Annotated in this window: 12 protein-coding genes and 1 pseudogene; all 13 read left to right on the top strand. The window is 45.3% G+C overall.

Annotated elements, in window-relative coordinates; genetic code table 11:
• Positions 1-56: 56 nt before the first annotated feature.
• The 13 genes and pseudogenes from QUB52_RS00380 to QUB52_RS29185 all read left to right on the top strand — a co-directional run bounded on the left by QUB52_RS00380 (position 57) and on the right by QUB52_RS29185 (position 12,622).
• Complete coding sequence (locus QUB52_RS00380; RefSeq protein ID WP_332972154.1) at positions 57-584, top strand: rhodanese-like domain-containing protein; 528 nt, start codon at positions 57-59, stop codon at positions 582-584.
• A gap of 77 nt (positions 585-661) precedes the next feature.
• Positions 662-1,195, top strand: a complete 534-nt coding sequence (locus QUB52_RS00375; protein WP_332972155.1) for a DUF3122 domain-containing protein — start codon at positions 662-664, stop codon at positions 1,193-1,195.
• A 213-nt stretch (positions 1,196-1,408) separates the two neighbouring features.
• Positions 1,409-1,606, top strand: a complete 198-nt coding sequence (gene pgr5 / locus QUB52_RS29190; RefSeq protein ID WP_442923153.1) for a cyclic electron transport protein PGR5 — start codon at positions 1,409-1,411, stop codon at positions 1,604-1,606.
• A gap of 157 nt (positions 1,607-1,763) precedes the next feature.
• Entirely contained in the window at positions 1,764-2,696 is a 933-nt protein-coding gene (locus tag QUB52_RS00370; protein ID WP_332972156.1) for a polyphosphate kinase 2 family protein, read from the top strand.
• A 56-nt stretch (positions 2,697-2,752) separates the two neighbouring features.
• Complete coding sequence (locus tag QUB52_RS00365; protein ID WP_332972158.1) at positions 2,753-5,251, top strand: plasma-membrane proton-efflux P-type ATPase; 2,499 nt, start codon at positions 2,753-2,755, stop codon at positions 5,249-5,251.
• Between the two features lie 262 nt (positions 5,252-5,513).
• Complete coding sequence (locus QUB52_RS00360) at positions 5,514-5,783, top strand: cation transporting ATPase C-terminal domain-containing protein (RefSeq protein ID WP_332972159.1); 270 nt, start codon at positions 5,514-5,516, stop codon at positions 5,781-5,783.
• Positions 5,784-5,832: 49 nt separating this feature from the next.
• Complete coding sequence (locus QUB52_RS00355) at positions 5,833-6,504, top strand: glutathione S-transferase (protein WP_332972160.1); 672 nt, start codon at positions 5,833-5,835, stop codon at positions 6,502-6,504.
• Between the two features lie 159 nt (positions 6,505-6,663).
• Complete coding sequence (locus QUB52_RS00350) at positions 6,664-6,864, top strand: hypothetical protein (protein WP_332972161.1); 201 nt, start codon at positions 6,664-6,666, stop codon at positions 6,862-6,864.
• Between the two features lie 38 nt (positions 6,865-6,902).
• Positions 6,903-7,049 (top strand): hypothetical protein, encoded by a 147-nt coding sequence (locus QUB52_RS00345; RefSeq protein WP_332972162.1) that lies wholly within the window; start codon positions 6,903-6,905, stop codon positions 7,047-7,049.
• A gap of 224 nt (positions 7,050-7,273) precedes the next feature.
• Positions 7,274-9,565: a DEAD/DEAH box helicase family protein gene (locus tag QUB52_RS00340; protein ID WP_332972163.1), complete on the top strand. Its 2,292-nt coding sequence runs from the start codon at positions 7,274-7,276 to the stop codon at positions 9,563-9,565.
• Between the two features lie 656 nt (positions 9,566-10,221).
• Positions 10,222-10,467, top strand: coding sequence for a hypothetical protein (locus tag QUB52_RS00335; protein WP_265239912.1), 246 nt, complete (start codon positions 10,222-10,224; stop codon positions 10,465-10,467).
• Positions 10,468-10,773: 306 nt separating this feature from the next.
• Entirely contained in the window at positions 10,774-11,763 is a 990-nt protein-coding gene (locus QUB52_RS00330; RefSeq protein WP_332972164.1) for an L-lactate dehydrogenase, read from the top strand.
• 193 nt (positions 11,764-11,956) lie between these two features.
• A pseudogene (locus tag QUB52_RS29185) lies at positions 11,957-12,622 on the top strand (histidine phosphatase family protein).
• Positions 12,623-13,378 lie beyond the last annotated feature (756 nt).

The raw sequence follows: 13,378 nt of genomic DNA, 5'->3' as shown, positions 1-13,378 counted from the left end.
AATGGTTGACGAAGCGCAATGAACGCTCATCAAGTTCTTAAAGATGGGGTCAGAGAATGTTTTTAATAAGCTGCAAGAAATCAATTCAGACAATATTTTGGGGATTTTTACTAGGTATTTGTGTTTTATTTACCCTTGGTCAAAACTCAGTTCTGGCGGGGTCTTTGGCCGAAACTGGCGTGATTGCTCAAGAGAGTCCAGCAATCTCTGAAGTCGCTGTGAATCTGGAATCGGAGGTCGATCGCTTTCTCACTTCAATTCCATCAGGCTATTTCACGATCGCCAATGTTGCAGGATTGAAAACCCGATTAAAAAATCCTCAAACCGTGTTGGTAGATGTGCGAGAACCCTCTGAGTATCAGTCGGGACATATCCCTAACGCGATCAATATTCCGCTTCGCACACTGGCTCAAAACTTGAATGAAATCCCGCGCGCTCGCCCGGTGGTGTTGTACTGTTCAACGGGCTATCGCTCGGCAATGGGAGTCATGACTCTACACCTGTTGGGCTATGAGAATGTACAGGGATTTCCCCCTAGCTTTGCAGGCTGGAAGGCTTCTGGAGAGCGTATTGCCTCCAATTAATTCACAAAAACAATTGGATTAAACCTCCAATTGTTTACACTGAAACTACCAAAAACTTGAAACTCATGAGGACTTTTATGATCAACTTAATCAGCTTTAATCGATTTAAAATCTCCCCTTGGCGCTGGCTGCTAACCGTTTGCATTTGCGGCTTACTGCTTGTCGGGAGTTCCTTACCCGCTTTTGCTATTGTGACGCAAATCGAAGAATATCCAGGCCAGATGCTCTACCAATCTCGGCAAAGCCTGCAAGATCAGGCTGGAAAAACGTGGCAGGCGATCGCATTTAAGCGCGTCCATCCCGAAGGAAGTGCGATCGTCTCTCTGCGACTCATCAGCTTTCCCGGTGGGGTGGCGCTCGATCGCACTCAACCGCTCACCCTAACGACATCCTTGGGACAAACACTGACTGCTAAGGATATTTCTAGCAACATTTCTCAGGACACAGCCACTCCAGCGAATGTTGGGGAATATGACATTAAGCTTGCCCTATCGCAGTTGCAGGCAGAAATTCCCTTGCAATTGACAGTCCCAACCCTCGACGGAAAATCTGTCCGCTTATCAGTTCCCGCTGCTGCAATTCAGGAATGGCAAACCCTTACCAACCCTTGAGCAAACGTTTTACATCAGGCGATCGGCAGCAAACAGTTAAATCAAGATATGCCCCGCTGGAACATCAATCAATTAAGGTCGGCGTGGGGCTGTAGAGCCTCTGCCCTTTCAAGTTATTCAGTCTTTGGGATTCGCTTCCAATAAGCTGTTATGCCCCTAAAATTTCAAATACATAACAGCTTAATCATTCAAAAATCAAAAGGATAATTGTTCATGTTTGCACCCATTGTTTCTTTAATCCGGCGAGTTCTTGGCGTACAGCGTTTTACTCATATCAGAGCTAAAGTCATTGAGATACATTCCAACATCATTATTCATGCGAGTGGATGGATGGGTCTGAACCATCAACAACAGATTGAGTTACTTCATATTGCTCGCGAAAACGGTAGAAAGCTGGGATTTCTTATTTAGGCTGATGCCGCACATCACCAAACTCATTACTATTCATCACCGTTAGCGAAATTTCGATGACGAACTGCTCAAACACTTCTGCTAAAGTCATCGGCGCAGTCATCTATTTCAAGGTAAGACCAAGCACATCATTCAATCTCCAGGGAGCAAGAAAATAATGAGCGATCGCCACAGCAAACCTGATTCAGGATTGAAACTATTTTCCAGCAAAAGTCATGCCGAATTTATGCGTCCCTTGATTGTGCCGCCAGGGCAGAAAATTTCCCTTGCCAAAGACTACGACCCAGATTATAAAGCCCATTATCTGAAAAAGTCGGACTCTAAAAGTGACTTGCGGGAAGTGATTGAGGCTTTAAAACATTACCAAGATATGCTTTATGCCCAAAATACTTACTCGTTGCTGATTATTTTTCAAGCGATGGATGCGGCGGGAAAAGATAGCACTATTAAGCACGTCATGTCCGGCATCAATCCCCAGGGATGTCAAGTGCATAGCTTCAAAGCTCCGTCTACAGAAGAGTTGGATCACGACTATCTATGGCGATGTTCCAAAGTGCTACCGGAACGAGGAAAAATTGGCATTTTTAACCGCTCTTATTACGAGGAAATTTTAGTAACACGAGTCCATCCAGAAATCATAGAGCAACGGCAACTCCCGCCTAGCCTAATCGACAAACACCTTTGGAAGCAGCGTTTTGAGGAAATCAACAACTTTGAGAACTATCTCGTCAAGAACGGGACAGTAATCTTGAAATTTTTCCTGAATGTCTCCAAAAAAGAACAAAAGAAACGCTTTTTAGAACGAATCGATCGCCCTGAGAAAAATTGGAAATTCTCCACCAATGATGCTAAAGAGCGTGCTTTTTGGGATGACTACATGACTGTTTACGAGGATATGTTCAATCACACCAGCACAGCGTGGGCACCCTGGCACATCATCTCAGCCGATCATAAATGGTTTACGCGCCTTGCTGTAGCAGGAATCATTTATTCCCAATTAAAGGAACTCAATCTTCACTATCCCAAGGTCAGCAAAGAAAAACACCAAGAACTTTTGCAAGCAAAGGCAATGCTTGAGAGCGAAAGCTGAAGACGGCAAACCTTTCACGACAACTCACGATCGCAAAAACAAAAGGAAGATACATCATGAAACCAAGTACCAAAGCTCCCAAAGCGCCCAAAGATCCCAAATCCCAGCCCGATGCCAAAGACGATTTGAAAACTCTGCCGCTACCAGAAGTGCAGAAAAGATTAAAGTCGTCACCAGATGGTCTCAGCCAAGCAGAGGCAAAAAAGCGCTTGACTGAAAATGGGCCGAATGAGATTGAGGAAAAGAAGACTAACCCACTCTTGAAATTCCTGAGCTATTTTTGGGGCCCGATTCCGTGGATGATCGAAGTCGCAGTGATTTTGTCAGCCGTGGTGCGACACTGGCCAGATTTTTTCATCATTCTCTTTTTACTGTTGACCAATGCGGTGGTCGGTTTCTGGGAGGAACGTCAGGCGGGCAATGCGATCGCGGCTTTGAAGGCTAAACTTGCGACTCAGACTCAGGTGAAACGTGATGGGCAATGGGTGACATTACCAGCGCGCGAACTGGTTCCGGGCGATGTCATTCGGCTGCGCTTGGGCAACATTGTGCCAGCCGATGCCCGCTTGCTGGATGGCGATTCAATGTCGATCGATCAGTCCACGCTGACGGGCGAATCCCTGCCTGCCACGCGCCACTCTGGCGACGCGGTATTCTCTGGCTCGATCGTGCGTCGGGGTGAGAGTAACGCGCTGGTTTATGCCACAGGTAGCAAAACCTATTTCGGCAAGACGGCGCAACTGGTGCAGGAAGCTCATACAGACAGCCATTTTCAAAAGGCAGTGCTCAAGATTGGCAACTACCTGATCGTCCTCGCGCTTGTATTGGTGACGTTGATTATTACTGTTGCGCTCTTCCGTCACGACCCTATCCTCGAAACGTTACAGTTTGCTTTGGTGCTGACTGTTGCCTCGATTCCTGTGGCGATGCCAACGGTGTTATCCGTGACGATGGCAGTTGGTGCACGGAAACTTTCTCAGAAAAAAGCGATCGTTAGTCGGTTGGTGGCGATCGAGGAATTGGCTGGTGTGGACGTTTTATGCGCGGATAAAACTGGCACTCTGACCCAGAACAAGCTGACCTTGGGCGATCCATTCAGCGTCAACAATATCCCCGCCGATCAAGTGATTTTTAATGGCGCACTGGCATCAAGTGCAGACAATAACGACACGATCGATCTCGCTGTTCTAGACGGACTCAAAGATCAGGATTCATTAAAGACTTACAAGACTGTTCACTTCACCCCCTTTGACCCGGTTCACAAGCGCACCGAGGCAACCGTGAAGGACGCGGACGGCAAAACGTTCAAAGTGACCAAAGGCGCGCCACAGGTGATTCTAGCACTGTCAAAGAATGCTGACCAGGTGAAGCCTGATGTTGATAAGGCGGTCAACGACTTTGCAAAGCGCGGCTTTCGCTCATTGGGTGTGGCGCGATCGGAGAATGATGATCAATGGCAATTTATGGGGGTGTTACCGCTGTTTGATCCGCCTTGGGACGATGCTGAATCAACGATCGCCAGCGCAGTCAAGATGGGCATCAAAATCAAAATGGTCACAGGCGATGCCATTGCGATCGCCCAAGAAACCGCTAAGAAGTTGGGGCTAGGCACAAACATTCTCGATGCGAGTAGTCTAGGCGATTCAAAGCAGCAAGAAACTGCGGCAGTCATGCAGTCGATCGAACAAGCGGATGGTTTCGCTCAAGTGTTTCCTGAACATAAGTTCCACATTGTCGATGTGCTGCAAAAACAGAATCACATCGTCGGCATGACGGGCGATGGAGTCAATGATGCCCCTGCATTGAAGAAGGCTGATTGCGGCATCGCTGTTTCGGGTGCAACAGACGCGGCGCGGGCGGCGGCTTCGATCGTGCTGACAACGCCCGGACTGTCAGTAATTATTGATGCGATCAAGGAGAGTCGCCGCATTTTCCAACGGATGAACAGCTACGCAATCTATCGCATCGCTGAGACGCTGCGTGTATTGTTGCTGATGACGTTGGCGATTTTGGTGTTTAACTTTTACCCAGTAACCGCAGTGATGATCGTGATTCTGGCATTACTTAATGATGGTGCTATTTTGTCGATCGCCTATGACAATGTGCAGTACCGCAATCAGCCTGAAGCTTGGGATATGCGCTTGGTGTTAGGGATTTCTACAGTGCTGGGTGTGATCGGGGTTGTCTCCGCGTTCGGCTTGTTTTATCTTGGGGAGCGTGTCTTTCATCTCGATCGCGATCACATTCAAACCTTGATGTATTTGAAGCTATCTGTAGCGGGACATCTGACGATCTTCCTCACGCGCACACGCGGCCCATTTTGGTCGATTCGTCCTGCACGCATTTTATTGATGGCAGTATTCGGGACGCAAGCTATAGCGACGGTAATCGCGGTTTATGGTGTATTTATGACACCCCTTGGCTGGGGTTGGGCAATGTTTGTTTGGGGCTATGCGCTGGCATGGTTTATCGTGAATGACTGTGTGAAACTGCTCGCGTATCGGCTTTTAATGCCACGGAGATCGAGCCAAACAAATTCTATCAGAACCGCTTGAGCCTGCGAAATCGACTGCTAAATTCACTGGCAGAGGCGGTAGAAACCAAACAATACCCAGTTGATCTATACAGCTATTTTCACAAGCATCAAAGCACAGGGGATTTAAGCCCCCACCTTTAGGTGGATTGTTTTTAGGCAGGGGATTTAAGCCCCTGCCTAAAAACTTCGCTGTCAACTGTCAACTGTCAACTGTCAACTGTTAAAAATACAGGTGAGTCAGATGTGGATTCAGTGGACTGCAACGATCAGTTTTTTAATCTATGGAATCGGTGATTTCTGCATCCATGATTGTGCTGGTGATTCGGACGCGGCAATCGATTTTCACGAGCAAGCCGGGAAAGTATCTGCTGATGTCAACGATCGCGATCGTCATGATCGCACTATTTCTTCCCTATACTCCGCTTGCAAGTTTACTGGGATTCCAATCCTTGCCGCTCGAATTCCTGTTAGTGCTGGCAGCAATTGTCGGACTTTACATCCTCTGTGCAGAAACTGTTAAACGAGTTTTCTATCAACACATCCACTCTTGACCATTCACAATTCACCGCATCAATTTTTTGGTAAGCTGAGAAGAAAAACATGATTACTGTCCACCACTTGAACAACTCTCGCTCCCAGCGAGTGCTCTGGCTGCTAGAGGAACTCGATCTAGAGTATGAAGTCAAGCGCTACGAGCGCGATCCGAAAACAATGCTGGCTCCCGCGTCGCTGCGTGCAGTGCATCCACTGGGAAAGTCTCCGGTGATTACCGATGGTGCGCTGACTCTGGCTGAATCCGGTGCGATCGTCGAATACTTAGTTGACCGTTACGGTGGCGGACGACTCGCTCCAGAGCTTGGCACGCCGGAACGGTTGCGATACATCTACTGGCTGCATTATGCTGAAGGCTCTGCGATGCCCCCGTTAGTGTTGAAGCTAGTCTTTAACCAAGTCGAAACAAGTCCGATGCCGTTTTTCGCTCGACCCATCGCGCGGTCAATTGTGGCTCGCGTCAATAAATCGTTCATTGATCCTCAAATCGCACTGCATCTGGGTTATGTAGAAGCAGAACTGGAGAAAAGCTTATGGTTTGTTGGTAGTGAGTTCACCGCAGCCGATATTCAGATGAGCTTTCCATTGGAGGCGGCGGCTGCACAGGTAGGGTTGGACAGCAGCCGACCGAAACTGATGGACTTTCTCGATCGCATTCACGCGCGTCCCGCATACCGCCGTGCATTAGAACGTGGCGGAGAATACGATCTGCTGAATTAAGTGGAAATCCTTTCATAAAATGAGGTGAAGCGTTCAGCCCGAAACGATTGTTAATAATGCTGGAAAGTCTGTGATGCCTTTGACATTATCACACCTTCTATTGTTGAGGCGATCGCAAGGTGCAATTGACGATCGCTGAACGCTTGAAGTTACCCATCAATGCTCTTAAAGTTGCGATCGACGCTCAGCGCGATCGCCGACGTGGAAGACGAACACAACGGCAATCTGAGATTTATGCGGAATGGCGAGACGCTGAAAATCCACCCCCCGAAGCACAAAGATTTATCTGATTTGAACAAACGATGTGGCAGTCATCGCGATCGCCTAGGCTTTGACAAAAGAAGTCAAACAGAAAGCTAAAATATTGGGAGAAAAGATTCAGAACGAGAATGGAGTTGATGGGGCAGTTAAAGCGATCGCTAGCTGTCTTCAGTAAAAATGAACCTGAGAGATGGCAATATTTTCCTTATGGTGCAGAATTTACATTCACGCACAATTTTTTTTTGGCGATCGCCTACAGCAAACTTTATTCTAAAGAGTGGTGAGGCGATCGCATTGACCTTGTAATAAAAGCTGCGGTAATGTTACATTAAAATAGGAATTAAACCTCAGTTGCGTGATAATACATAGCTATACTGCTTGTTCTGTCGGTGGAGGTGCAGCCGAAAGCTTATCTGTCATTATCCAGAGTTCACCTACTTTGGAGTTATCGATAGAGTAGCAGTCGGACAAGCCACAAATTTAAAGTTATCTTCAGTTTTCCAGTAATATGCAAACTATTCAAGTTGAATACTCAGGTCAAATCCAAGTTAATAAAGGCAAAAATCCTAGAGAACTTTACGCCCATCAAAATGAGGCAATTAAGGCACTAGATCAGAAAAACAAGTCTCCTTTTGAGGGTTTGTTGGTTTTGCCTACGGGTGGTGGAAAAACGTTAACAGCCGTTCATTGGTTACTACGCAATTTTATCGATAAGCGAAAAAAAGTTCTGTGGATTGCTCATCGACATGAGCTACTTGATCAAGCGTTTGAAACTTTAAAGTTTAGTGCTTATCCATCATTACTGAGTGATACTGAAAGATTCAGATATCGCGTGATTTCTGGTTATACCAAGCACGATCGCCCTGTTAACATCCAACCGACTGATGATATTATCATTGCCAGCAAAGATAGTTTAAACAGTGGGCTGAATTACCTCACAGATAATTGGGTTAATCATTCTGATGAGATTCTTTTAGTAGTTGATGAAGCCCATCATGCAACAGCAAAGACTTATCGAAAATTAATTGACAGCATTAAGCAAAACTTTAAAGATAGAGGAAAAGCAGATGGTTTCAGAATGTTAGGGTTGACAGCAACTCCATTCAGAACAGATAAAAGTGAGCAAGGTTTGCTTAAGAAAGTTTTTCCCGATGACATTATCTTTTCAGAACACTTGAGGACGCTCATTACAAGAGGAATTCTTGCAGAACCAATTTTCGAGAACTTAAAGACAGAGCTAGATTTCTATCGAGAATTAACAGACAAAGATATTAGATCAATTGAGGACTTCGACAAATTACCTAAGAAGGTTGCCGAAAAAATTGCGATGTCGAGTATCCGCAATAAACGGATTGTCGATCACTATGTTGAGAACCGAGAAAAGTATAAGCCCCTTCTGGTTTTTGCAGTTGACATCCAACACGCGATCGCATTAAACGGATTATTTAAAAAACGAGGAATTAACTCTGACTTCGTGGCATCAAAAATCATAGACGAAGGCACGGGAGCTACAATTTCTGTAAAAGAAAATTCAGAAAAAATCAAGCGCTTCAGGGCAGGAAAACTCGAAGTTCTCATAAACGTAGAAATGTTGACCGAAGGAACTGATTTGCCTAATGTTCAAACAGTTTTTCTGACACGCCCAACTACTTCTACACTTTTAATGACCCAAATGATTGGTAGGGCTTTGCGCGGACAGAAAGCAGGAGGTACAGAAAAAGCCTATGTTGTAAGCTTCATCGATAATTGGGAAGATAAAATTAACTGGGTTAATCCTGAAAAATTGACTGATATTGATGGCGCTGAGTTTGTTGATAGAGATATCGAGACAATGAAGAGAATTGCTCGACTCATCTCAATTGAAAAGATAGAAGAGTTTGCCCGTATAATGGATGATTCCATCGACACTACTGCTTTAGAAAAACTAGATTTTCTGAGGCGGGTTCCTGTTGGAATTTATCGCTTTTCTATTCTTGAATCTTCTGAGTCTGCTGAACCAGTGTCTAGAAACGCTGAACCAGTGTCTAGAAACTATGATGTACTTTTATATAACGGCACTGAGGAAGCCTATGATAGTTTGGTTAATGACCTAGATGCTGTATTTAAGAGTGTAAATATCCAAAATAGAGAAGTCTTGACTGACGAGGAGCTGGAATATTTACTGCAACTAACGAAGAACCTCTACTTCCCAGACTATCCTTTCCTGCTTGGATACAGAGATGATGATGTTAAAAATATTTTACGCTTCTATGCTCAAAAGGAGATGGAGCCAGAGTTCATCGCTTTTAGTGAGCGTAGAAAGTGTGATTTGTCAATTGTGGCAAGACATATCTACGAGAATGATTTAACACGGAAGCAGGAGGCTGAATATCTTACATCGCTATGGAATGACGGTAAATCCTTTTGGCAGGTTTTATTTGGATATAATTACCTTGATTTTAAGAAACAGGTAGACATTGAAATCAACAAGCTATCTGGAGTTTACCCAGATTTAACAGTTACCCCGCCCATTGTAATTCCTGATACAGTTCCATTAGAAAGCCTTTCACTTGTGGAAATCCGAGAGCGTGATCCAGCAGAGTATCGGGATATTAAGGATGCTGTCTTTGCCAAGTATACTGACGGGAAAGGATTCATCGTCTGTGCCTCTAGTGGGTTTAAGAGCCAGATGCGAAGAGATTTTCAAATTGACCACATTATACCAATGTCAGAAGGTGGCTTAACTACATTGGAAAATCTCCAAGTATTGTCGCGCAAAGCACACGCAGAAAAAACTCGGTTAGAGAATCTAAAAAGGTAGTGAGTCGCAAAGCTTGAACGAATCCGCAGTATAACAATTCGCTTGGAGCAGACTGCTGAAAGATATTGGTACTGAGTTCAAGGTTACTTGCAGCCGCTCAAACGAACCGTTATCCCGAATCGATAAGTCCATTAAGATTATCTGTTTCAGTTCTAGATTAAGCAAGCAAAAATAGTTGACTTCGTTGTTGAGTTCGGAGAGGTTATCGGCGATCGCCCTCTAAAACACATCAAATCATCTGAGAATATTTGTTGTTGGGTGAGATAGCGATCGCCTACAGCAAACTTTAACGGTCAAGTTATCGACATTTCCTGCTTGCCCAAGTGGTTCGCCGATCGCATTATCACGATCTATGGTGGCTTGCTGATAGTTGCGCTTCTGCTTCTTGCGATTAGATTGTTGAGTTGATGGGCAATCAGAATATCCGCCTGCGGATACATATATATATATGATGCGATCGCTATTCTGGATGATATAACCAAAAGCTTTTAACCAGTAACATACATCGTATTTTTAACCAAACCTTCAGCGCAAAGTGCTGTATCTTGCCCTTTCCACCTTTCAAAACATGACTAAAATCCAAGAAATTTCTCTAGACGATTTGTGGGAATCAGCACCGAAGAGCGATCGCCCGTGCATTAGTAAATCATCCACCATTGGTGTTAGCAGATGAGCCGACGGGCGCATTAGATTCTAAAACTTCTCAGGAGATTATGGATCTGCTGACGGAATTAAATCAACAGGGTACGACGATCGTAGTTGTCACCCATGATGCGAGTGTAGCGGCGCAGACGAAGCGAACGATTTATATAGTGGATGGAACGATCGCCCTGACTGCGAATGCAGGAGTGCAGCCTGTGGATAATCATTTGATAGCCAATGCTGCTATCGTACAGCGGTGATATCTCGCTCGGAAATCTGAGAAGTGACGATTAATATCGCGATCGATAACTCAACTTGTGGAACGGGCATCTTGCCCGTTCCACAAGTTGATTAAAAGGCAATACGGTTCACTTAAGACCGATCCCCCCTAACCCCCCTTAAAAAGGGGGGGACAAGAAAGCTCTCAAAGTCCCCCTTCTTAAGGGGGATTTAGGGGGATCTCCGGGGCATAAATAGTGTTAAGTGAACCGTATTCGATTAAAAGGACTTTTGCAATCTTGTCTAGTGGACGATCGATTAAAAACCTTTGCAGCAACCAAATAAATATGTTTGAAACCCTTTTTATACCCAATCCCAGTGCTGAAACTAAAGTCAGCATCCGTCCGCGCAAAGGTGTGATTATTGGTGCCGGACAGGTAGGGATGGCCTGTGCCTATTCCATGATGATCCAAAACTGTTTTGATGAATTGATTCTGCAAGATATCAATGCAGAGCGGCTTCAGGGAGAAGTCATGGATCTGATGCACGGCGTTCCTTTTGTCGAACCTGTCGATATTAAAGCGGGCAACGTTGCCGATGTCGGACAGAATGCAGACATGGTAATTATTACCGCAGGAGCCAGTCAGAAGCCGGGAGAGACCCGCCTGGATTTGGTTGTCCGCAATGTTGCCATTTTTAAGAACCTCATCCCAGATGTCGTCAAACACTGCCCCAATGCCACCCTGCTGATTGTCAGCAATCCGGTGGACATTATGACTTACGTGACGCTAAAGCTCTCCGGTTTTCCGGCGGCCAGGGTAATTGGCTCTGGAACGGTACTCGACTCTGCCCGTTTTCGTACCCTGCTAGCACAGAAAATGGGCATCGATCCGCGCAGCGTTCATGCTTACATCATTGGCGAACATGGCGACAGTGAAGTGCCCGTCTGGAGCAAGGTAAATGTTGCCGGAATGTCTCTTTATGACCGAGAAGATCACCCAGCACTTGACAACGCTGCACTACAGGAGATTTTCGATCGCGTTAAAAACGCTGGCTACGAAATCCTCAAACGCAAAGGATCTACTTCCTACGCCATTGGACTAGCGACGACTGAAATTGTTAAAGCTATTCTGCACGGACAAGAACGCATCCTGACGGTTAGTTCACTGGTGAATGACTTCTACGGCCTTCGCGATGTTTGTCTCAGCCTGCCCTCTGTTGTGAATGAAAAAGGTGTCGTTAAGACGCTCAATCTTACCCTCAACGACACGGAGCAACAACAGCTTATTCATTCCGCTCAGATTTTACGTGACATTTTTGACACGCTGGAACTCTAGTTAAATCATCTCTGTATGGACTTCCGATCTGTCAAGGTAAAACACAATACGGTTTAGTTAAGCCAGATCCCCCCTAGCCCCCCTTAAAAAAGGGGGGGACAAGATTCCGATCAAAGTCCCCCGACCTAAGGGGGATTTAGGGGGATCTCCGGGCAATAAACAGCGTTAACCAAGCGTATTGAGGTAAAACACAATGGCTAAATTAATTTTGATCCGTCACGGACAGAGCCTTTGGAATGCGGAGAATAAATTTACGGGATGGGTTGATGTTCCTTTGGGCGAACAGGGACGAGCAGAAGCAACGATCGCCTCCTGCAAACTGAAGGATTATCGAGTCAGAGTTTGTTTTACCAGTATGTTGTTTCGAGCGATCGAAACTGCGATCGCGATCTTGACAGAAGTAGATGATATTTGCGACGGCAGAATTCCGATTATCAAGCATGGGGCAGACGATCGAGACTGGCATGGTTAGGATCAATACAAGGGCGATCGCGAACGGTCGCTGCCAGTTTATCCCACAGCTATGCTAGATGAACGTTACTATGGCGAACTGCAAGGGTTGAACAAAGCTGAAACCGCCGCCAAATTTGGCTCATTGCAGGTGCAACTCTGGCGGCGATCCTATGCTGTGGCTCCACCGGGCGGCGAAAGTTTGGCGGATACGGTGAAGCGTACTGTACCATTTTTTCGCGATCGCATTTTACCGCATTTAATCGCCGGAGAGAATGTGTTGATTGCAGCGCATGGCAACTCACTCCGTGCCATCATTAAGCCCCGGTCAAATCTATCTGAAGCGGAGATTGTGAACGTTGAGTTAGGAACTGCAATTCCCGCCGTGATCTCTCGCTGGGAAATCTGAGAAGTGACGATTATTGCGATCGATTCATGCAGTGACTCAAGCGGTAGTTAATCAAAATTGTAGATGAGGTTGTCAATAATCAGCAGGAGAAATTAATGGATGTCCAGATATCCAAGACTCATCAAACCATTTACAGAGCCATCTTTCTACACCCAGCCACCCGAAACCTTGTCTGTAGGGAAACGGCACTGCCGTGTCCTCTATCTCTGCTTACCTGGAATCTGCTGTAAATCTTATTATCTGTAAGTTTTATCACGTAATCAATCAATTAATACAATTAATACATGAAATCACCCAACAGCCTGTTACCGTAATTGCATAAGCAGTAAACAATCTCTGAAAATCTTCTCTAGCCATCCAGAGGCAGAGAATGCTTTCAAGGAACTGCGAGATCCTGAATTCGCAATCAGGTATTGATCGTTGACCGAAATGTTGAAATCCCTGTCAATTAAACATCAAATATAATACCAGTATATTGTTTGACGCTTGGTCTCGGTTATTCCCTGTAATTCCTTAAAAAAAGGAGAAATTGGAGTGTTTTTTAAGTCTATTTCTTAAGGCTGATGTGATGAAATTGAGACTAAGTTATAAGTAAGTGATACAAATGTTTTAGGCTTGAATTAACATTTTTGGCAAGACATTACTTAAATGGCTGACCATATTTGCAACTCAAGGATTCGAGCGGATTGTTTATGCCTGTGAATAGAAATTTTGGGGATTTAATTTGGCAAGCATTTAGTCATAGTCTAATACTAT

It is taken from the genome of Microcoleus sp. A6-C6 (assembly GCF_036705955.1).
Taxonomy (GTDB): domain Bacteria; phylum Cyanobacteriota; class Cyanobacteriia; order Cyanobacteriales; family Microcoleaceae; genus Microcoleus.
Note: the sequence above shows the minus strand (reverse complement) of the source record. Positions and strands in the feature narration are given on the sequence as shown.